The organism is Polaromonas sp. P1_F6 (assembly GCF_056405695.1).
On sequence record NZ_JBFUBQ010000006.1, the window covers coordinates 211,397 to 231,881 of the forward strand.

Sequence of the window (20,485 nt, forward strand, 5' to 3'; positions counted from 1 at the left end):
GTCATTGCAGTTGGAGCGGGGCGCCGGGCGGCGGCGCATCGGACTCGTCCGGGTGACGGCTGAGCTGGCGCTCGGAAGGACTGCGCCGGCGCAGCTTGTCCATCAGCACATAGACCACCGGTGTGGTGAGCAATGTCAGCAGCTGGCTGGCGATCAGGCCGCCGATGATGGCGATGCCCAGCGGTCGGCGCAGCTCGGCGCCTTCGCCGAAGCCGATGGCCAGCGGCAGCGCGCCCAGAATGGCGGCCAGCGTGGTCATCAGGATGGGGCGAAAGCGCAGCAGGCAGGCTTCGCGCACAGCCTCAATCGCGGAAAGGCCACGAGCCCGCTCGGCTTCCAGGGCGAAGTCGATGATCAGGATGGCGTTCTTCTTGACGATGCCGATCAGCAGGAACAGCCCGATCAGCGCGATGATGGAAAAATCCAGCTTGAACAGCAGCAAGGCCAGCACAGCGCCCACACCGGCCGAGGGCAGGGTGGACAACACCGTGATGGGGTGCACCAGGCTTTCGTACAGGATGCCCAGCACAATGTAGATCACCACCAGCGCCGCGAGGATCAGGAGGGGCTGCTCGTTTTGCGATTGCTGCGCATTGAGCGCCGTGCCGGAAAAACTGCCGCGCACGTTGTTGGGCAGCCGGATGTCGGCTTCCGCCTGGTGCACCGCGGCCTGGCCGTCGCTCAGCGTGCTGCCATCGGCGAGGTTGTAGGAAACCGTGGTGGAAAGCTCGCCGTCTTCGTGGCTGACCGAAGCGGCGGTGGGGTTTTCGCTGAAGGTGGCGATGGCCGACAGGGGCACCATCGTGCTGGCCGAGGCGCTCAGGACCTGGCCCGACGAAGAGTCACGCAGGGATGGATTGGCCACAGAGGTGGCGGTGGCCACCGTGGTTGCAGCCTGGGTGCCGGTGCTGTTGGCTGTGCTGCCTCCAGCCCCCTTGGCCGGTACGTAAATATCTTTCAGCGACTCGGGGCTGCGGGTGTAGCGCGGCGCCACTTCCATGATCACGTGGTACTGGTTGAGCTCGGCGTATATCGTGGCCACCTGGCGCTGGCCGAAGCCGTCATAGAGTGCGTTGTCCACATCGCGTGAACTGATGCCCAGGCGTGCCGCGCTTTCCTTGTCCACGGTGACCATGGTTTCCACGCCGTTTTCCTGCTGGTCGGTGTCCACGTCGGTCAGGGCGGGCTGCAGTTTCATCTGGTCTGCCAGGCGTGTGGCCCATACGCGCAAGTCGGCCGCGTTGTCGCTTTTGAGCGTGTACTGGTAGGTCGAGTTGGTCTGGCGGCCACCTCCGCGCAGGTCCTGCACGGGGTTCAGGAAAAGGCTGACCCCGGTCACCCGTGCCAGCTGCGGGCGCAGCCTCGCAATCACGGCCTGGCCGGCCACGTCGCGTTGCCCCACCGGCTTGAGGTTGATGAACATGAAGCCTCCGCCGGCGCGGGAACCACCAGTAAAGCCCACCACGGTGTCCACGGCCGGGTCGGCGCGGATGATGTCGACCAGCTGCTTGAGCTTGGCCTGGAGGGCCTGGAACGAAATGCTGCGGTCGGCGCGCAGGCCGCCGTTGATCTGCCCGGTGTCCTGTTGCGGAAAGAAACCCTTGGGCGCCTTGACAAAGAGAAAACCGTTGAGCCCGATGACCGCCACCAGTATCAGCATCACCAGCAGTTTGCTGTGCAGGGCCCAGTCCAGGCTCACTTCGTAGCTGCGGTGCACGCGGTTGAAGGCACGCTCGAACCAGCGCCCCACAAAAGCAAAACGCCCTGGCTTCTTCTCGTGCGCGTCAGGCCTCAGAAGCCAGGCGCACATCATGGGCGTGGTGGTCAGCGAGATGACTAGCGAAATCATCACCGCAGCAGACAGCGTGACTGCGAATTCGCGGAACAGCCGGCCTACCTGCCCGCCCATGAAGAGCAGCGGGATAAAGACGGCCACCAGCGACAGGCTGATCGACAGCACGGTGAAGCCGACCTCGCGCGCACCCAGCAACGCGGCCTTGAAGCGGTCCATGCCGGCCTCGATGTGTCGGCTGGTGTTTTCCAGAACCACGATGGCGTCGTCCACCACGAAGCCGGTGGCCACGGTGAGTGCCATCAGGCTCAGGTTGTTGAGTGAAAAGCCCAGCAGGTACATCACGCCGAAGGTGCCCAGCAAGGAGACGACAGTGGCCGCGGCCGGGATGATGGTGGCACGGGCGCTGCGCAGGAATGCACTGACCACCAGCACCACCAGCACGATGGAAATCAGCAGCGTGACTTCGATCTCGTGCAGCGAGGCACGGATGGAGTTGGTGCTATCGGATGCCACCTGCAACTGCACGTCCTGCGGCAGGGCGGCCTGCAGCTCGGGAATCAGGGCGCGCACGCCGTCGACAGTGGCAATCACATTGGCATCGGGCTGGCGCGTGACCAGCACGATCACCGCCGGCTCGCCGTTGAAAAGGCCGAGCGTGTTGATGTTTTCCACGCCGTCCTGTACCTCGGCCACGTCCTGCAGCCGGATGGCGGCGTTGTTGCGCCAGGCTACGACGAGATTGCGGTAGTCGGCGGCCTTGAGCCCGCCGCTGGCGGTGTTGGAGCCTGAGTAAATCTGGAAGCGCTGGCCGTTGCCTTCGATCGCACCCTTGGGCCGGTTGGCGTTCGATGCCTGCAGGGCTGCACGCACGTCTTCCATGGCGACACCATAGCGGTTGAGTGCAAACGGCAGCAGTTCCACGCGCACCGCCGGCAACGAGCCGCCGCCAAGCTCCACGTCGCCGACCCCGGGTACCTGGGCGATTTTTTGCTGCACGAGGTTGGAGACCTCGTCATAGATCTGGCCCGGTGAGCGAGTCTTTGACGTGAGCGCCAGGATGATGACCGGCGCCGAAGCCGGGTTGGCTTTGCGGTAGGTCGGGTTGCTGCGCAGTGTGGCAGGGAGGTCGGCGCGCGAGGCGTTGATGGCGGCCTGCACCTCGCGCGCTGCCGCGTCGATCTTGCGGTTCAGGTCAAACTGCAGGCTGACACGGGTTGAGCCGTTGCTGCTGTTGGACGTCATCTCATTGACGCCCGCGATCACGCCGAGGCGCCGCTCCAGCGGCGTCGCCACACTGCTGGCCATGGTGGAGGGACTGGCCCCCGGCAACGAGGCGCTGACCGAGATCACCGGGAAATCGACTTGCGGCAGCGGTGAGACCGGCAAGACGAAGAATGCGGCGATGCCCGCCAAGGCCAGGCCTATGGTGAGGAGGACTGTGGCTACCGGGCGGCGGACGAACGGTTCGGAGAGGTTCATGGCGTGGCTCCCACGCTGGCCGTGACGAAGGTGACTTTTGTTCGAACGGCGGGAATTTTTGCTGAGGGTAGCTGGCCGGGGGTAGCCCGGCGGCTACTCACTTTTCTTTTGCTTCGCCAAAAGAAAAGTAAGCAAAAGAAAAGGCGACCCTGCTGTCTGCGTCCCTCCGCTTCGCTACGGGCAACCTGCGGTGCTCGGTCCAGGCGGGGTCTCGCTCGAACTCGCCTTCGGCTCAGACAATCGCGATCCCTGATCCGCCTGACCCTGCGCTCCTCGGCGCATACAAAAGGGGCGATCGGGAACGGGGACCGAAGACAAATACCAACAAGGACACGCCATGGCGTGTCCTTGTTTCTTCTGGTGTTCGGATTCCGGCATTCGGCAGTGGGCTGTTCGGTATTTCTGTTTCCACCCCCTTGTGGATGCGCCGAGGAGCGCAGGGCCAGACGGATCAGGGCAAAAACTTGTTTGAGCCGAAGGCGAGTTGTTTTTGACCCCGGCTGGACCGAGCACCGCAGGTTGCCCCGGAGCGAAGCACAGGGGACGCAGGAACCAGGGTCGCCTTTTCTTTGCTTACTTTCTTTTGGCGAAGCAAAAGAAAGTGAGTTGCCGCCGGCAACCCCGGCCCCGGGACAAAGCACACCCCGAAAGAACGAAAGAGCAACAGGCCTCACGCGGAAACCTCCTTCTCTTTCCCTTTCCCCCGAAACCTCCGCCCCAACCGGTCAAACGCCAGATAAATCACCGGCGTCGTAAACAGCGTGAGCACCTGACTCACAATCAACCCGCCAAAAATCGCCAACCCCAGAGGCCTCCGCAATTCAGCGCCTTCGCCGAAGCCCAGCATCAGAGGCACAGCGGCAAACAGCGCGGCCAGCGTGGTCATCAGGATGGGCCGAAAGCGCAGCAACGCGGCCTGGTGGATGGCGTCCTGCGGCGATTTGTCCTGGTTGCGTTCGGCGTCGATCGCGAAGTCGATCATCATGATGGCGTTCTTCTTCACGATGCCGATCAGCAGGATGATGCCAATGATGCCGATCACCCCAAGGCCTGACCCGCTGATCATCAGCGCCAGCAGCGCGCCCACGCCGGCGGAGGGCAGGGTCGAGAGGATCGTCAGCGGGTGGATGTAGCTTTCATACAGCACACCCAGCACGATGTAGACGCAGATCACGGCCGCCAGGATGAGCCAGAGCTGGTTGGACAGCGAGGCCTGGTAGGCACCCGCCGCACCCAGAAAAGTCATGGTCACGCTGGCTGGCATGGCGATGTCTTTGGCGGCCTGACGGATCTCGTCGACCGCCTTGCCCAGCGAGACGCCGGGCGCCGTGTCAAAACCCAGTGTGGTGGCCGGGTACTGGGCCACGCGGGTAACCTGCAGCGGGGCCGCTTGCTCCGTGATGGTGGCGATGGCCGACAGCGGTGTTGGCGTGCCGGAGCCGGTTTTGAGTTGCAGGCTGCCCAGCGATGCGGGCGTACGCAAGGAGTCGGGCATGGCTTCGAGGATCACGCGGTACTGGTTGGTCTCGGTGAAGATGGTCGAGACAATGCGCTGGCCGAATGCGCTGTAAAGCGCGTCGTCAATGGACGAGGTCGTGACGGCCAGGCGCGACGCGGTATCGCGGTCTACCGTGATGTAGGCCCCTGCGCCGCTGGAGCCTGCATCGGACGACACGTTGCGCAGGCTTTCGAGCTGCCGCATGCGCTGCGTGAGTTTGTTGGCCCATTCCACTACGGTGGCGTTGTTCGAGCCTTCGAGCGATACGCGGAACTGCGTGGGCCCGGTTTCAGCGTCGATGGTCAGGTCTTGCGTGGGTTGAAGGTACAGAGTAACCCCGGCTACCGCGGCGGCTCGCCGCTGCAGCCGGTCCATGGTTTCCTGCTGGCTGCCGGTGCGCTCTTTTTTCAGGTTGATCAGCATGCGGCCGGTATGCAGCATGGTGTTGTTGGCCGCATCCACACCAATGAAGGAGCTCAGCGTCTCGACGTCGGGGTCTTCCAGGATGGCCTTGGCCGTGGCCTGCTGCAGCGCGGCCATGCGGTCGTAGGACACCGACTGTGCGGTTTCCACGCGAGCCTGCAGCTGGCCGGTGTCCTGCGTCGGGAACAGGCCCTTGGGGATCAGTACATACAGCAACACCGTGAGCAGCAGGGTGGCCAGCGCCACCAGCAGCGTGGCGCCCTGGCGTTTGAGCACCCAGGTGAGCCACACGTCGTAGCGTGCGATCACGTCGTCAAAAAAAAGCTGGAGCCGCGCGCCCGCCTGGGCCATGCGGCCTTCGCCCGCCGTTTCCGGCACGTGCTTGAGCCATCTCGCCGACATCATGGGAACGAGGGTGAGCGACACCACGGCCGAGATCAGGATGGTGATGGCCAGCGTCACGGCAAACTCGCGGAACAGCCGGCCGACCACATCGCCCATGAACAGCAGCGGAATCAGAACCGCGATCAGCGACACCGTCAGCGAGATGATGGTGAACCCGATCTGCGTCGCACCCTTGAGGGCGGCAGCCATCGGCTCTTCACCTTCCTCGATGTAGCGCGAGATGTTTTCGATCATCACGATTGCGTCGTCCACCACAAAGCCGGTGGCGATCGTGAGCGCCATCAGGCTCAGGTTGTTGAGGCTGTAGCCCAGCAGGTACATCAGGCCGCAGGTGCCGACGAGTGAAATCGGCACGGCAAGGCTGGCGATCACGGTGGCGCGCAGGCTGTGCAGGAAAGCAAAGATCACCAGCACGACCAGCAGCACGGCCAGCAGCAGTTCAATTTCCACATGCATCACCGAAGCGCGTATGCCGGTCGTGCGATCGCTCAGAACATCGACCCTGAGGGAGGTGGGCAGGCCGGCCTGCAGTTCGGGCAGGCGTGCCTTGATGGCATCCACCGTGGCAATGACGTTGGCGCCGGGCTGGCGCTGCACATTGAGGATGATGGCTGGTTTCAGACCAGACCATGCGCCCAGCTTGATGTTCTCGGCGCTGTCCACCACCTGTGCCACGTCGGACACGCGTACCGCCGCGCCGTTGCGAAAGGCAATGATGAGGTTTTTGTAGTCGGCCGCGGCGACCAGCTGGTCGTTGGAATTGATCGAATAGGACCGCGTGGGTCCGTCGATGCTGCCCTTGGCGCCGTTGGCATTGGCTGCGGAGATCGCAGTGCGCAGTGAATCAAGCCCGAGGCCGTAGGAAGCCAGCGCCCGCGTGTCGGCCTGGATGCGCACTGCGGGACGCTGCCCGCCACTGAGTGACACCAGCCCCACGCCATTGACCTGGCTGATCTTCAGGGCCAGCCGGGTGTTGACGATGTTCTGCACCTCCGTCAGCGGCATGGTGTCGGAGGTGATGGCCAGTGTCAGCACCGGGGCATCGGCCGGGTTGACCTTGGCATAGACGGGCGGGGCGGGCAGGTCAGCCGGCAACAAGGAACCGCCGGCGTTAATGGCGGCCTGCACCTGCTGCTCGGCGACGTCCAGCGCCAGGCCCAGGCCGAACTGCAACGTGACGATGGAGACACCAGCGGCGCTGGTGGAGCTCATGCGCGAGAGGCCGGCCATCTGGCCGAACTGGCGTTCCAGCGGCGCTGTCACGGTCTGCGCCATCACTTCCGGGCTCGCGCCGGGATACAGCGTCTGCACCTGGATGGTGGGGTAGTCGACCTGCGGCAACGCCGACAGCGGCAAAAACTTGAAACCCACCAGGCCGGCCAGCACGATGGCCACCATCAGCAGCGAAGTGGCTACCGGGCGCAGGATAAAGGGGCGTGAGGGGCTCATTCAATAACCTTCGTGCTTCGCACTGCGATGCTATTTGCCTTGGGAACGGCCCGGCGGCTCATTCGTGAGAGTCCCGGGTCATTGCACCGGCCGTTCGCCCTGGCGGCGGTCCTTCATGCCTTGCCAGCGCGCCAGGGCTTCCGGGTCGCCCTTGTCGATCTGCTCCAGGAAGCGCTTGCGGCGTTCCAGCGCGACCGGGTCGTCCTTGACCTGGTCGAGCATGCGCTGGCGCTGCTCGGCCGTGGGGCCGGCGATGGAAGGCGGCGCAGCGCCGGGCTGCAGTGCTGCTGCCGGCGGCGTGGAAGGTGCCGCTACCGGTGCGCTGCCGGCGGAGTCGGATGCGGGGCGCTGGCGCCCGGCCGCGGAAGCGCCGCCGCCTGGTGCACTGGCGCCGCGGCGTTTGCCGCCCATGCCGGCGCCGGGTGCGTCGCCCGGCAGCACCACACTGGCGCCGTCTTTCAGGCGGTCGGCGCCTTCGGTGATCACGCGCTCGCCGGCCTTTAGCCCGGAGGTGATCACGATTTTTTCGGCTGTGGCCTGGCCGCGCTGCACCGGCCGCAGGGACACCGTACGGTCGGCGGCGTTCAGCACATATACGTAGTCGCCGGTGCTGCCTAGGCGTACGGCGGTGACGGGCACCACCACCGCGTCTTCCAGTGTCTTGACCTGCAGCTGCACGTTCACGAACTGGCTGGGGAACAGCGTGAGCTTGCTATTGGCAAAGCGCGCCTTGGCCCGGACGGTGCCAGTGGTGGTGTCCACCTGGTTATCGAGCGAGGCAAAAACGCCGGTATCGAGTGTGGCGGTGCGCGTGCGGTCCAGCGCAACGACTTTCATGGCAGTGCTTCCAGCGGCGTTTTGCTGCAGCTCGCCCGCCCGGTCCTGCGGGACGGAGAAGACCACGTCAATCGGGCTGACCTGGGTAATCAGCGCAATGCCGTTGGCGTCGCTGTTGCTCACCACATTGCCGACGTCCACAGTGCGCAGGCCCACGCGCCCGCTGACGGGTGCCACCACGCGGGTGTAGCCCAGGTTGAGCCGCGCTGTGCCTTCGTTGGCCTTGTCGATGACGACTGTGCCTTCCAGCTGCTTGACCAGTGCGGCCTGCGTGTCGACTTTCTGCCGTGCAATCGAGTCCTGCTCGAGCAGGGTCTTGAAGCGCTGCAGGGTGACGCGGGCGCTGTCCAGCTGGGCCTCGTCGCGCTGGCGCTGGCCCACGGCCTGCATCAGAGCCATCTCAAACTGGCGCGGGTCGATGGTGGCCAGTAGTTCACCAGCCTTGACCATCTGGCCTTCCTTGAACAAAACCTTTTCCATCACGCCGGAAACCTGTGGCCGCACCCTGACCGTGGCCTGGGGAGTGACGGTGCCCAGGGCTTCCAGGACGATCGGGATGCTGGCCTTCTCGGCGGTGGCGACGCCTACCGTGGTGGCCGGTGCGCCGCGCCTGAAGGCTCCGCCAGGACCGCCTGGGCCGCCGCCGGTTGGAGTGTCTGTGGAGGGATGGGTGAGGTGCCAGGCCAGCCAGCCGGTGCCGGCCAGTGCCAGCACGGCGATCACGCTGCCGATGATGGACGCGCGGCGGCTCAGTCGTTTACGGGATGGGGTAGGGGCGCCGCTTTCCGGCGTCTCGGCTTTCGGGTCCATCAGCTGTCCTTGGTGCCCGCTACGCCAGACGGGCCGGCGCAGCATTTTTTTGTGTTTGATGGTGATTCATGCGCCGGCAGCCAAAGCCCTCGGGTCCACCTGACGGCGCACAATAATTATCACTGCAAGCCCTGGGGGCGCAGATAAAGCGCCTGAAAGAGGCGCGTAAATATCCGGTAAAGCGGCGATTGGCCTACACGGTTGCGGGCAACAACAGGAAGTCGAGCTGAATTGGCCTGTCGCTATTGTTTTAATAGCTGCTTGCGCCCGTTTTCATTGGGCTACAGCCATTTTTTTAATAACAACGACTACGCAAGCAACGCCGCGGTTTCTGCGGAGGACGGCATGCCGTCGATGGCGCCGTGCCGCGTAACGGACAACGCGGCAGCCGCGTTGCCCCACTGCATGGCAACAGACAGCGGTTCTCCGCGCGCCAGCGCAGCGGCCAGCGCGCCGGTGAAGGTATCGCCCGCGCCTATGGTGTCGCGCACTGCCATGGGGCGGCCCGGCAGTGAAACGGGCGGCTTGCCGGCCTGGAAGAGCCGGCAGCCGTCAGCGCCCAGCGTGACGAGCACGGCGCGTGTACCGCGGTTGAGCAACCGCAGGGCAGCGTCGTCCACCGAACCGGCAGGCGCTGCACCGGCCAGCAGGTAGAGTTCATGTTCATTGGGCGTGAGCACATCGACCAGCGCCAGAAGCTCGTCTGACAGGGGGCGAGCAGGTGCGGGGTTCAGTATGGTGATGGCGCCTGCCCCGCGGGCCAGGCGAAACGCCTCCAGCGTGGCGTCTGCAGGCACCTCGCACGAAGCCATCACGACGCGGCAAGCGCCCAGCACCTGCTGCGCGGCCTGCGCATGCCGCGCGGCCAGGCCTTTGCCGGCACCGGGATACACCGCAATGCTGTTGTCGCCGTCCTCGTAGACGAGAATTTGCGCAACACCGCTGCGCTCACCGGCTACCTGTTCGACGTGTGTGGTGGCTATGCCTTCGTCCTGCCAAAGCTTCATCCCCATGCGCCCGAAGTCGTCGTTCCCGATGCGTGCGATCAGTGCCACGCGCGCGCCCTGTCGGGCAGCGGCCACTGCCGCATTGCTGCCCTTGCCGCCCGGGCTGATGCTGAAATCGGTGGCCATCAGCGTTTCACCGCGCGCGATGGGCCGCTCGACGCGGGAGATAAGGTCAGCGTTCCAGCTGGCAACGCAAACGACATCGGCGTCTTCGTCAGCCCTGGCGCTCATTTATTTGGCTCCATAACCCATGGTTTGCGGTAGCCACAGAACGATTTGGGGAAAGCACGTCATGGCCAGCAACAACAGCAGAAGCATGACGAGGAAAGGCCAGCCTTCCTTCATCATTTCGCCGATGGGAATGCCGGTAAGGGCTTTCGTCACGAACAGCAGCATGCCGAAAGGTGGGTGGATCAGCCCGATCATCATGTTGAGCACGACCAGCACGCCGAAGTGCACCAGGTCGACGCCCAGCAGCTTGGCCGCCGGCAGCAGCATGGGCACAAACACCAGCAGCAGCACTGACACATCGAGGAAGCAGCCCAGCACCAGGAACATGACGTTCACCATCAGCAAAAAGCCGATCTGTGAAAAATGCATGCTGTCGACCCACGCGGCCATGGCCTGCGGCACGCCTTCGGCGGTGAAGGCGTAGTTGAGCATGAAGGAGCCGGCCAGGATCATGGTGATCACCGCGCTGGCGCGTGTGGATTCCATGACCACGACCCAGAAGCTGCGCCACGTCAATGCGCGGAACACCAGCGCCGCCAGGATCAATGCATGCAGCGCGGCCACGGCGGCGGCTTCGGTCGGCGTGAAGATGCCGGAGTAAATGCCGCCCAGCAGCACGATGGGCATGGACAACGGCAGCGCACCACGGAAGATCAGGCCGGCCCATTCCGAGCGTGGCACAGGTTCGTCGCGTGGCATGTTGCGCTTTTTCGCGATGACCGCGACCACGCCCATCATCAGCCCGGCCATCAGGAAGCCCGGCACCACGCCGCCCAGGAAGAGCGCGCCGACCGAAGCGCCCGACACCAGCGCGTAAATCACCATGGGGATCGACGGCGGGATGATGGGGCCCAGCGTGGCGCTGGCCACCACCACCGCGCCGGCAAAGCCGCGCGTGTATTCCGGTTTTTTCAGCATCTGGCGAATCGTGACCAGGCCGGGACCGGCCGCGTCGGCGATTGCACTGCCGCTCATGCCCGAGAAAATCACGCTGACCAAAATGTCCACCTGCGCCAGGCCGCCGCGAAAGCGGCCCACCAGGATGCGGCAGAAGTCAAAAATCCGTTCACTGACCGTGCCCGCGTTCATGATGTTGGCGGCGAACACAAAAAGCGGCACCGCCAGCAGCACGTAGCTGTTGTAAAGGCCGTTGCCGATTTGCTCGGCCACCAGGCCGATGTCCTGTCCCTTGACCACGAGGTAGCCGATGCCCGCCGCGATCATCGAAAAACCGATGGGCATGCGCAGCAGCATGCCGCCCGCCAGTACCCCAACCAATACCCAGATAGCGCTTGTCATATCCGCAGCTCCGCTTCAAGACCCTTGCCCCGGATCGCGTTCCAGATCGCCCAGGCCGAGCGCACCGCCAGAGCAGCAAGCAGCAGCACAAAAGGCATGAAAACCCATTGGAAAGACACGCCCAGCACGGGCGTTCCTTCGCGGGCCATGAAATGCACATAGTCCCAGCAGCCCGGAATGCCCCAGGCCGCCAGGCCACCCACGATCAGGTTGCCGGTAATCGCCATGGCCTGGCGGCCGCGGTAGGGCATGTTGTTCCAGACCAGGTCGAACACCACATGCTCGCGCTCAGGCACCACCACGGCGGCGGCCCACAGGATGACCCAGACATAGAGGATCACGGCTGCCTCATCCGTCCAGGCCAGCGGCTTGTTGAAGAAAAACCGCGCCGTGATCTGGATCACGAACACGATGAACAGGGTCAGGAAGAGTCCGCCGCCAATCAGATTGGCGGTTTTTTGGAGCCAGCTTTTCATGGTTGTTTTCAGGGAACTCTGCAGGAATTACTTCGTGCTGTTGATGCGCTCAAGCAGGCCTTTGGGCCACGCCTTGGCGTACTCGGAGTTCTGGTAAGTCGTCTGCACCGTCTTGCGGAAAGCGTCCACATCGGGTGTCGTAACGGTCAGGCCTTCCTTCTTGAAGAATTCGACGAGCTGGCCTTCTTCCTTGATGCGGTTTTCATTGTTGTAGGCGGAAGCAGCCTGTGCAGCCGCCTTGACCTTGGTTTTTTGCGTCGCGTTCATGGCGTTGTAAGCCTTGTTCGAAATCGCAATGAAGATGCCGTCCACCAGATGGCTGGTCAGCACGATCTGCTTGGTCACTTCATAGAATTTCGCCGCGCGCACGGAGGGCAGGGGGTTGTCCTGGCCGTCGATGGTGCCGGTCTTCAGGCCCAGGTAAACCTCGCCAAAGGCCAGCGGCGTGGGCGTGGCGCCCAGTGCCTCACCCAGGAACAGCCATTCCTTGGAGCCTGGCATGCGCAGCTTCACGCCTTTGAGGTCAGCCGGAACCTTGACGTTGCGAGCTTCGCGCAGGTTGACCTGGCGTGTGCCGAGGTACACGGTGGACAGCGGCGTCACTTCCATTTTTTCGGAGACCAGCTTGAACATCTCGGTGCCGATGGGGCCGTTGAACACCTTTTGCTGGTGGTCCGGGTCGCGCACGATATAACCGGCCGTGAAGATCGAGAACTCGGGAATCAGCTTGGCGATGTCAAAAGCGGAAATCGACGACAGCTCAAGGTTGCCGCGCGCCATGGCGGCTGGCTCTGTGCCCTGCTTGAAGAGCGATGCATTCAGGTTGATCTGCACGTCGAACTCGCCGGGCGCGCTTTTTTCAAGGTTCTCCTTGAAGACCGTCCACATCTTGGCGTGCCAGTCATCCGGCACGGCCGGCGTGGAAACGCGCAGCACGACCTTGTTCTGTGCCTGTGCGGCGGGCAGCAGGGCGCCCATCAGCAGCACGGCGGAAGCGGTGCCCAGCAGGCTGCGGCGGAAAATACCTTTGAGGGAAGCTGTCATGTTGTCTCCTTACTTTGTCGTTAAGTCGCGTGAAATTATCGAAACCGTACCGGGACCAGCCCGGCGTGGCGTCACTCGGATTTTGTATTAACCCCGAAGGCGCTGATGGTTTTTTCCAGTGCCGTGTATTCATCGGGTGTCAAAGCTACCAGCGGTGCGCGCACGCGCAGCCAGGTCTTGTCGCCGCTCAGCATGGCCATGATCCCCTTGAGTGCGGGCATCAGTGAATAGGGTCCCAGCATGCCGATGAGCTCGACAACGCGTTCGCGTTCAGCGGGGGTAGTGGGGGCGTCGGGCTCCGTGACCAGCCGCTTGACCAGGCGCGGCATGAAATTGGCCAGGCCGCTGATGGCGCCGGTGCTGCCGCGGCGGCCCATCTCCGGCAGGTCGGGCTCGAACCCGACATACACCGTCATCTCCTTCATGAACGCATCGGACAGGCCGACCGAATGTGCGGTGGTGCAGGCGCTGTCCTTGATGCCCACGATGGTGTCCGGGTACTGCTTCTTGAGCGTGCTGATCACATGGTGCGACAGCGGAACGCCCGTGACCTGGGGGATGTGATACAGGTATAGCTTGAAGGGTGTGCCGGCCATGCCGTCGATCACAAAGCGGTAGCTGTCGATGATGCCCTGGTCGGACACGCCCTTGAGGAAAAACGGCGGCAGCATCAGGCAGCCGTGCACCCCCGCCTTGACGGCGTGGCGCGTCAGCTCCAGCGTTTCGGGCAGGGCGGCGCAGCTGGTTGACACCATGATCTGCGCGGCCGGGATGCCGTTCTTGATGAGCTGGTCAATGGCTTCCTTGCGCTCGGCCAGGGAAAAAGACGGTCCTTCGCCAGTGGTGCCGAAAGCGGTCACACCGGGGCAACCGCTGGCGATCAACGCCTTGCAATGGGCTGCGAATTTTGCGTGGTCAATGTTCAGGTCGGCCGTGAGTGGCGTCAGCAGGGCGGGCCAGATACCGCGAAACGATTTTTCGGCGGCGGGGAAAGAACTCGTCATTCAGGGGTCTCCAAAGACCACGGCATATCGGGCCGCGGCAGTCCTAGCACACGTCGGTGCGCGCTTTCAATGTGGTGGCTCAGGCGTTCGATCACGGCAGGCGCGTCGCGCCGCTTGAGGGCGTCGATAAACCAGAGGTGCTCTTCCATCGCTGGAATCAGCACGTCGGGTGAAAGGGTCGAGCCTTCGAGCTTGATCAGCCGCACCCGCAGGCTGTTGATGCGGTAGACCTCGGAGATCAGCTCATTGCCCAGTGCGTCGATCATCAGGTCGTGCAGGCCCCAATCCACCGCGGTGGCGTCCTTGAGCAGGCTGTCGTCAATGGCCTTTTTCCGCGCACGCTTGACGATGTTCAGGTGTGCCTGCTCGATGGCTGCGAGGTCGGCGTCCGACACGGTGGTGACAAAGCGGGTGGCGGCCTCGCGCTCCAGCAGGCGGCGCAGCTGAAATGCGTTGTTGATCAGTTTGAGGTCCACGTGGGCGACCTGCAGGCCGCGCTGCGGCACGGTCTTGAGCAGGCCCTCAGCCTCCAGGCGGGGAATCAGCTCACGCACGGCGCCCAGCGGCATGCCCAGCAGCTGCATCAGCTCACGTTGCGAAACAAACTGCCCCGGGCGAATGTTGGCATCGACGATCTGCTGCTGAAAGCTCTCATAGGCCTGCGCGCGCAGGCTGATGGGCGGGGCGTGAGGCGCTTGCGCCGTACTGCTCATGGGTCAGCCCGCGTCGCTGGATATGACGCCCTTGCGCAGCAGGATGTTGCCGTACTTGCGCTGCTCGCCCGTCTGCAGGATCAGGAAGGCCGCTTCGGTGCGCGCATAAAACTCAAACCGTTCCAGCGTGGCGGCTGGCCGCTCGGCCGCCTGGGCCAGCAGCGCGGAAAATTCGGCGACAGGGGCGGGCACAGCGCCGGCATCACCCACCACCTGCATTGTCCAGGCAGCGTCGCGCACGTAGTTGTCCAGCGGCAGAAGTTGCAGCACGGCCTGCAGCGCCTGCGGCGACGTGACGCCCGCCAACTGCACTAGCCGGGCGCCCCCCCGGGCCGCCACGGCAGCGGCTGGAAAGTTGGCGTCCACGATGGCGACGTCATCCCCATGGCCCATGCTGCAGAGTCCATGCAGTGCGTCAGGGATCAACAGTGGCGGAATATTCTTGAGCATGCGTTGGGGGGCGAGGTAGTGATAGGCAATAGCCCAGATCCGCCCGGCTTTTCAGGCTGCGGGTTTCTCCGGGTTGGATGACTGACATGTTAGCTATAACATTGCTGAACTTTTATTGGTGTTTACCCGGAACTGCGGTTTGCCGGCATGTTGAAATGACTTCCACCTTTTCCAGTCTCACATCCCTTCGGCTCGGGCTCGGCGGCGCGCCGCTGGGGAACCTGTTTTCGGCCGTCAGCAACGAAGAGGCGAAGGCATTGGTGGATGCCGCCTGGGCCGGCGGCTGCCGCAGTTTTGACACGGCACCGCACTACGGCCATGGGCTGTCGGAGCGGCGGATGGGCGACGCACTGCGCTCGCGGCCACGGGACAGCTTCACCCTGTCCAGCAAGGTCGGCCGCATCCTGACACCTGACGGGCGTGCCGCGACCGCCCAGCACGGCTATGTCGACATCCTGCCTTTTAACCAGCATTGGGACTTCAGCGCTGGGGGCACGCGCCGCAGCGTGGAAGACAGCCTCCAGCGGCTGGGCATGTCCCGGCTCGACAGCGTCTACATTCACGACCCGGATGCACAGACCCATGGCACCAATGCGAATACTGTGCTGCGTCAGCTGATTGACGAAACGTTGCCGGCACTGCAGCAACTGAAACGCGAAGGCCTAGTACGCGCAATCGGGCTGGGCACCAATGATGTCGGCGTCGTACTGGACGTATTGCGCGAAGCCGAGCTGGATGTGCTGATGCTGGCCGGCCGCTACAGCCTGCTGGACCACAGTGCGCTGCCCGTTTTGCTGCCGCAGTGCCTGGCGCGCGGCGTGCGCATCGCACTGGGTGGTGCATTTAACTCGGGCATTCTTGCTACCGGGACGCGCGGCGGTGCTGCAACTTTCAACTACGCGCCGGCCGCGCACGAATGGCTGGAGCGGACCGCGAAAATTGAAGGGGTTTGTGAAGCGCACGGTGTTCCACTGCGCGCCGCTGCGCTGCAGTTTCCGCTGGCACACCCGGCCGTGCACAGCCTCATGCTGGGTGCCCGCAAAGCCGGCGAATGGACGGACGCCGTGGCCATGATGGCGCACCCCATCCCGCCGGAGTTCTGGACAGCGCTGCGCACGCAGGGCCTGCTGCCCGCCGAGGTGCTGACGCCATGACATCGTTTCCGGTGATTGACGCGCACTTTCATTGCTGGCAGCTGGCGCGTGATGACTACGGCTGGCTGACACCGGAGCTGGCGCCGATCTACCGCGATGTGGCCGTGAAGGACTGGCAGGCGCAGTCTGCGCCATTGGGTGTGCGGGGCGGCGTGCTGGTGCAGGCCGCAGCCACTGAAGCCGAAACACATTTTTTGCTGACGCAGGCCGATGCGAGCCCCGGTGTGCTGGGTGTGGTCGGCTGGGTGGACATGCTGGCGCCCGACGCGCCTGCCCGCATAGCGGCGCTGGCCCGCCACCCCCGGCTCAAGGGACTGCGCCCGATGCTGCAGGACATTGCCGATGCGCAATGGATACTGCAGCCTGCGCTGGCGCCGGCCCTGCATGCGATGGTGGAATGCGGCCTGGTGTTCGATGCGCTGGTCAAGCCTGTGCACCTGCCGCATATCGTGACACTGGCGCGCCGGCACCCGGATTTGCGCATGGTGATAGACCATGCCGCCAAACCTGACATCGCTGCGGGCCAGTGGCAGCCTTGGGCCGACGACATGCTGCGCGTTGCCGGCGAGACACAGGCCTATTGCAAACTGTCGGGCCTGATGACCGAGGCCGGGCCGAAGCCGGCTGCCGGCGCTGTCACGCGCTGGGGCAAGCGCGTGCTCAAAAGTTTTGGTGAGCAGCGTGTGGTGTGGGGCAGTGACTGGCCCGTGCTGGAACTGGCCGGCAGCTACGCGCAGTGGTGGGGCGAGACGCAACAATTGCTTGCGCCGCTCGACGTAGCGAGCCAGGCGGCCGTCATGGGTGGCAACGCCAGAGAGTTGTACTGGCTTTAAATCCCGGTTTGCGCTCTGCTTTGCGCGCCGTCTTTAGAATCATCCGATTGTCTGCACTGAAAGCGCATCGCGTGACCGAATCCTCCAACCCTTCCGAAAGCCCGCTGCAGGTTTGCCGCGCCGATTATCACAACCCCGTGCATGCCGCCGCTGTCGTGCAATTGCTCGACGCCTATGCGCAAGACCCGGCCGGCGGCGCCAAGCCGCTCAGCGATTTCGCCAAAGACAACCTCGTCAGTGAACTCGCCAAACGCCCGCATGCCTTCAGCGTGCTGGCCTTTAGCGGCGACAAGGCTGTCGGCCTCATCAACTGCATTGAAGGTTTTTCCACCTTCGCCTGCCGCCCGCTCGTCAACATCCACGACGTGGCCGTGCTGCCAGGCCACCGTGGCCAGCGTATCGGCGAGAAGATGCTCACGCTGGTGGACGAGATTTCACGCGAACGCGGCGCCTGCAAACTGACGCTCGAAGTGCTGCAGGGCAACCGCAGCGCCATCAAGCTTTATGAACGCATCGGCTTTGCCGGCTACCAGCTGGATCCGGCCATGGGCCAGGCGCAGTTTTTCCAGAAGTGGCTGGAGTGAATATTTCAGGCGCCTTGGTCGCCCGCATCGGACGGATCCCGCGGCAACATCAGCACCGCAAAAGCCACCAGACCCAGCGCCGTTGAAAATCTGATCGTGTCCTCACTTGGGCGGGTCTGCGGCCGCCTTCCTGGGGCCAACCTGCCACAGCACGCCGAACGAAATCAGTCCCCCAAGCACCGGCAACAGAAGAGGCAGAAGACCGAACACGGCCCAACTGCGACCAAACGATGCAGCTGCGTGGCCCAACTGAACGTGAAAGACGGCGAAGAGCACCAGCATCGCAGTTAAGCGATAGGACGCGTACTCTTTGCCCACCGACTCAGGGAATAGGAAAACGCAAGCCAGCATCAGCATGAAGGTCCAACGTGCCCATTGGAGACTGTGCCCCGTCGTGGCGCCAGGAACCAGCGCAGCGGCGGGATCAGTTGCCGCATCGGAGGAAGCCATTCGGGTGGGCCCGGCTCCATCCGTCAGCTTGTCGCGCCGCTCTTTCATGTAACTGTGGATGAACACCGTCCCGATGAACGCCAGCAGCAGGCCCCACGTAATTCCGCCTACACCACCGATAGCGGTCGCCAAGGCCGCAAAGAGGACGATGAAAACAAGGGTACGCGCAAGCATGTTCATAAGAGTCGCTTCGGTCAATAGAGTGATCGTGAAGCCGCTACCAGTGTGTGAGGCCTCTGCCGGCTTTTGGCCGATAGCCGCCATCTTACTGAGGTCCGGCTCGGGCCCAAAGCGGGCTTCTCGCTCGCTGATTACAGACTCGGCTTTGGCGCGACGAGTCTTCGCTCGCGCCAAAGCCGACTGAATTTCGCCTAACAATCAGGTATGACTTCATTCGTCTTTGCGACAAATTCGTAGACGAATTGAGAGCCGCTTGTGGCGGTCCTCAATCTCAGTCTTGCTGTCGTCAGTGCCGGAAGGACATCGGTTGCCGGATCAGTGTGGGTCTGGCGGTTCTTACACAAGACGACCCGAATCTTCGGAGCGTCGGCAGGGACCTCTTGAATCGGGAGGTCTCTGCCGTGACTCAATCCATACCAAAACTGCGACTTGGACGGTTCGCTTTCCACCGATACCGGTGGCAACCAGTTAGAGAACTTATCGGCGGAAACGATTGACGGTAGCCTGAACCAAAAGGTGGGCGCGCTGGCCCCGGGCTCAATATCCGCATTTAGCAAAGCGACTCTAATCGCCACGTAGTTTCTGGCCGGGTATCCGTAGCCCTTCTCATACACAGGCTGCCCACTGATTGTGGAGTCCTCGACGGGGACGAATCCAGCGCCAAAACTGAATCCCCCGTCCCTGTTCAGTGCCTCTCCGAAGCTAATTCCGTAACTTCTAACCGATCGCGGATCATTTACCACCCTGGGGTCGTCGAAGGGCGCGGCACGTCGAATTGTCTTTGGTGCGAGCTCCAGTTGCTGCTTCGAATACCTTGTGAACATTGGATGATTCTCAAGTTGATCGAGCTCAAGATCGTTGAAGTAGATTCGCTTGCCCGGAACGCACACCTGAACTCTGACTTCTGGCTCTGCCTGAGGGGTAGTTCCCTGCGATTGAGCGTTCGTGGCGCACCCCAGTGTCATGCTGAGCACCAGCACTCCTGCATGGTGAGCCCAATTTTTGGGCGCGAAGGTCATGCGATCCGCGAATCCCTGATCGAATTTTTCTTTGCCTCGCATGCGTTTGCCCTTGGTGAATGTCCGCTTCTGAGTGATCGTGGACATGCTAGCTCAATCTCTGTGCCGGGCTGTTGCAGAGGAAGGGTCTTGCAGCGCCATCAGCGCCGCAAACGCCACCAGCCCCAGCGCCGCTGAGAACCACAGCGCGCCGCTGCCAAAACGGTCAATCCCCAGGCCAAACAGCCAGGGTGCTGTGGCCTGCGCAAAGCGGGCTGGCACCATCAGCAATCCCTGGCGCGCGCCGTAATCCCGCACGCCGAACAGCACCAGCGGCAGCGTGCCCTTGGCAATCGTCAGCACGCCATTGCCGGCGCCGTGCAGCAGGGTGAACACCGCCCCTGCCGGAATTCCAAAAAACAGGAACACCATCGCGCCCAGCGTGTGCAGGCTGCCGGCCACCCGCGCCGACACCAGCGGGTGGATGTTGCGCAACAGGCCGTATTCGAGCAGCCTGCCCGCAACTTGCGCGGGACCGACCAGTCCGGCAAATACCAGCGCGGTGGCCAGCGGTACGCCATGGGCTTGCAACAGCCGTGGCAGGTGTGCGGCCATGGCCGTGCTGATGAACCAGGTGACGGCAAACACCAGCGCCAGCAGGACTGCGGTGCGGGTGCTGCTGGAGACGGAGGAGGTGAGAGAAGAAGTGGATGTGGATGGTGCGGACGCAGCGGCGGGCGCCAGGGCATCGGGCGGGCTTGCGCCTGAATGAGACTCGGTGGGAATGCCTGACGCGGGCGAAGCCGGAAGCCGCCAGTTCAGCGGCAGCCCCACCAGCAAGTGCAATGCGGCCCAGACCAGACAGGTCGCACGCCAGCCCCATTCAAGCTCCAGCCAGGTCGACAAGGGCCAGCCCACCGTGCTGGCAAAACCGGCAAACAGGGTGATTCCGGTGATGGCGCCGCGAGCGTCTTTGCCGTACAAATGCACCAGCGCGGCAAAGGCCGCTTCGTACAGGCCCGCGGCCATGGCCACACCCAGGATCACCCAGCCGGCAAACAGGCCCACCGGCCCCTGTGCCAGGGCCAGCACCAGCAGGCCGGCGGCAAAAATCAGGCTGTTCGCGGCCAGCACCGGCCTTCCGCCGTGCTGGTCAATGGCCTTGCCCGCAGCCGGGCCCAGCAATGCGGAGACCACCAGCGCAGCAGAAAAAGCAGCAAATACGTTGGGCGTGCCGACGCCGAGGTCGCGCGCCATGGGCACCGCCAGAATTGCCGGCAGGTAGTAGCTGGAGGCCCACGCCAGCGTCTGTGCGATGCCCAGCTGGACGACGGTGGCAGAACGGCTTTTCGGTGTCACAGCCACA

16 protein-coding genes are annotated in these 20,485 nt (G+C 63.5%); 3 read left to right on the top strand and 13 right to left on the bottom strand.

All coding sequences use genetic code 11. The features are described from left to right. Position 1: 1 nt before the first annotated feature. From AC1DY9_RS17735 to AC1DY9_RS17780, 10 genes are all read right to left on the bottom strand, one after another. Positions 2–3,274, bottom strand: a complete 3,273-nt coding sequence (locus tag AC1DY9_RS17735) for an efflux RND transporter permease subunit (RefSeq protein ID WP_477667193.1) — start codon at positions 3,272–3,274, stop codon at positions 2–4. 670 nt (positions 3,275–3,944) lie between these two features. Beyond that, the gene (locus tag AC1DY9_RS17740; RefSeq protein WP_477667194.1) at positions 3,945–7,049 is read right to left on the bottom strand and encodes an efflux RND transporter permease subunit; all 3,105 of its coding nucleotides are present in this window, start codon (positions 7,047–7,049) and stop codon (positions 3,945–3,947) included. A gap of 78 nt (positions 7,050–7,127) precedes the next feature. Beyond that, a complete protein-coding gene (locus tag AC1DY9_RS17745; protein WP_477667195.1) occupies positions 7,128–8,696 on the bottom strand; it encodes an efflux RND transporter periplasmic adaptor subunit in 1,569 nt (522 codons plus the stop codon). Between the two features lie 308 nt (positions 8,697–9,004). After that, complete coding sequence (locus AC1DY9_RS17750) at positions 9,005–9,934, bottom strand: ribokinase (RefSeq protein WP_477667196.1); 930 nt, start codon at positions 9,932–9,934, stop codon at positions 9,005–9,007. Next, the gene (locus AC1DY9_RS17755; RefSeq protein ID WP_477667197.1) at positions 9,935–11,233 is read right to left on the bottom strand and encodes a TRAP transporter large permease; all 1,299 of its coding nucleotides are present in this window, start codon (positions 11,231–11,233) and stop codon (positions 9,935–9,937) included. After that, positions 11,230–11,709 carry a TRAP transporter small permease gene (locus AC1DY9_RS17760; RefSeq protein WP_457278705.1) on the bottom strand — a complete coding sequence of 160 codons (480 nt, stop codon included), beginning with the start codon at positions 11,707–11,709 and terminating at the stop codon, positions 11,230–11,232. The genes AC1DY9_RS17755 and AC1DY9_RS17760 overlap by 4 nt, the downstream gene beginning before the upstream one ends. Before the next feature lie 27 nt (positions 11,710–11,736). After that, positions 11,737–12,753, bottom strand: a complete 1,017-nt coding sequence (locus tag AC1DY9_RS17765; RefSeq protein WP_477667198.1) for a sialic acid TRAP transporter substrate-binding protein SiaP — start codon at positions 12,751–12,753, stop codon at positions 11,737–11,739. A gap of 71 nt (positions 12,754–12,824) precedes the next feature. Then, on the bottom strand, positions 12,825–13,757 hold the full coding sequence (locus AC1DY9_RS17770; protein WP_477667199.1) for a dihydrodipicolinate synthase family protein: 933 nt from the start codon (positions 13,755–13,757) through the stop codon (positions 12,825–12,827). Beyond that, positions 13,754–14,470 carry a GntR family transcriptional regulator gene (locus AC1DY9_RS17775; RefSeq protein ID WP_457278702.1) on the bottom strand — a complete coding sequence of 239 codons (717 nt, stop codon included), beginning with the start codon at positions 14,468–14,470 and terminating at the stop codon, positions 13,754–13,756. Before AC1DY9_RS17775 ends, AC1DY9_RS17770 begins: the two co-directional genes overlap by 4 nt. A gap of 3 nt (positions 14,471–14,473) precedes the next feature. Then, positions 14,474–14,920 carry an RbsD/FucU family protein gene (locus AC1DY9_RS17780; protein WP_457278701.1) on the bottom strand — a complete coding sequence of 149 codons (447 nt, stop codon included), beginning with the start codon at positions 14,918–14,920 and terminating at the stop codon, positions 14,474–14,476. Between the two features lie 155 nt (positions 14,921–15,075). On the opposite strand from AC1DY9_RS17780, the gene AC1DY9_RS17785 reads away from it, so the two are divergent. Genes AC1DY9_RS17785 through AC1DY9_RS17795 form a run of 3 tightly spaced genes read left to right on the top strand, consistent with a single transcriptional unit; the run spans position 15,076 to position 17,491 of the window. Next, positions 15,076–16,074 (top strand): aldo/keto reductase, encoded by a 999-nt coding sequence (locus AC1DY9_RS17785; RefSeq protein WP_477667200.1) that lies wholly within the window; start codon positions 15,076–15,078, stop codon positions 16,072–16,074. Then, complete coding sequence (locus AC1DY9_RS17790) at positions 16,071–16,907, top strand: amidohydrolase family protein (RefSeq protein ID WP_457278699.1); 837 nt, start codon at positions 16,071–16,073, stop codon at positions 16,905–16,907. Before AC1DY9_RS17785 ends, AC1DY9_RS17790 begins: the two co-directional genes overlap by 4 nt. A gap of 56 nt (positions 16,908–16,963) precedes the next feature. Further along, positions 16,964–17,491 (top strand): GNAT family N-acetyltransferase, encoded by a 528-nt coding sequence (locus tag AC1DY9_RS17795; RefSeq protein ID WP_457279765.1) that lies wholly within the window; start codon positions 16,964–16,966, stop codon positions 17,489–17,491. A 102-nt stretch (positions 17,492–17,593) separates the two neighbouring features. Here the strand turns inward: AC1DY9_RS17795 and AC1DY9_RS17800 are convergent, their stop codons facing one another. From AC1DY9_RS17800 to AC1DY9_RS17810, 3 genes are all read right to left on the bottom strand, one after another. Continuing rightward, positions 17,594–18,121, bottom strand: coding sequence for a hypothetical protein (locus AC1DY9_RS17800; protein WP_457306394.1), 528 nt, complete (start codon positions 18,119–18,121; stop codon positions 17,594–17,596). Between the two features lie 191 nt (positions 18,122–18,312). Next, positions 18,313–19,227, bottom strand: coding sequence for a hypothetical protein (locus AC1DY9_RS17805; protein WP_477667201.1), 915 nt, complete (start codon positions 19,225–19,227; stop codon positions 18,313–18,315). 6 nt (positions 19,228–19,233) lie between these two features. Continuing rightward, positions 19,234–20,478 (bottom strand): MFS transporter, encoded by a 1,245-nt coding sequence (locus AC1DY9_RS17810; RefSeq protein ID WP_457278696.1) that lies wholly within the window; start codon positions 20,476–20,478, stop codon positions 19,234–19,236. Positions 20,479–20,485 lie beyond the last annotated feature (7 nt).

Excerpts from the sequence above, each read along its gene's own strand:
- AC1DY9_RS17735 (WP_477667193.1), bottom strand. The coding sequence starts at position 3,274 with ATGAACCTCTCCGAACCGTTCGTCCGCCGCCCGGTAGCCACAGTCCTC.
- AC1DY9_RS17740 (WP_477667194.1), bottom strand. The coding sequence starts at position 7,049 with ATGAGCCCCTCACGCCCCTTTATCCTGCGCCCGGTAGCCACTTCGCTG.
- AC1DY9_RS17745 (WP_477667195.1), bottom strand. The coding sequence starts at position 8,696 with ATGGACCCGAAAGCCGAGACGCCGGAAAGCGGCGCCCCTACCCCATCC.
- AC1DY9_RS17750 (WP_477667196.1), bottom strand. The coding sequence starts at position 9,934 with ATGAGCGCCAGGGCTGACGAAGACGCCGATGTCGTTTGCGTTGCCAGC.
- AC1DY9_RS17755 (WP_477667197.1), bottom strand. The coding sequence starts at position 11,233 with ATGACAAGCGCTATCTGGGTATTGGTTGGGGTACTGGCGGGCGGCATG.
- AC1DY9_RS17760 (WP_457278705.1), bottom strand. The coding sequence starts at position 11,709 with ATGAAAAGCTGGCTCCAAAAAACCGCCAATCTGATTGGCGGCGGACTC.
- AC1DY9_RS17765 (WP_477667198.1), bottom strand. The coding sequence starts at position 12,753 with ATGACAGCTTCCCTCAAAGGTATTTTCCGCCGCAGCCTGCTGGGCACC.
- AC1DY9_RS17770 (WP_477667199.1), bottom strand. The coding sequence starts at position 13,757 with ATGACGAGTTCTTTCCCCGCCGCCGAAAAATCGTTTCGCGGTATCTGG.
- AC1DY9_RS17775 (WP_457278702.1), bottom strand. The coding sequence starts at position 14,470 with ATGAGCAGTACGGCGCAAGCGCCTCACGCCCCGCCCATCAGCCTGCGC.
- AC1DY9_RS17780 (WP_457278701.1), bottom strand. The coding sequence starts at position 14,920 with ATGCTCAAGAATATTCCGCCACTGTTGATCCCTGACGCACTGCATGGA.
- AC1DY9_RS17785 (WP_477667200.1), top strand. The coding sequence starts at position 15,076 with ATGACTTCCACCTTTTCCAGTCTCACATCCCTTCGGCTCGGGCTCGGC.
- AC1DY9_RS17790 (WP_457278699.1), top strand. The coding sequence starts at position 16,071 with ATGACATCGTTTCCGGTGATTGACGCGCACTTTCATTGCTGGCAGCTG.
- AC1DY9_RS17800 (WP_457306394.1), bottom strand. The coding sequence starts at position 18,121 with ATGAACATGCTTGCGCGTACCCTTGTTTTCATCGTCCTCTTTGCGGCC.
- AC1DY9_RS17805 (WP_477667201.1), bottom strand. The coding sequence starts at position 19,227 with ATGTCCACGATCACTCAGAAGCGGACATTCACCAAGGGCAAACGCATG.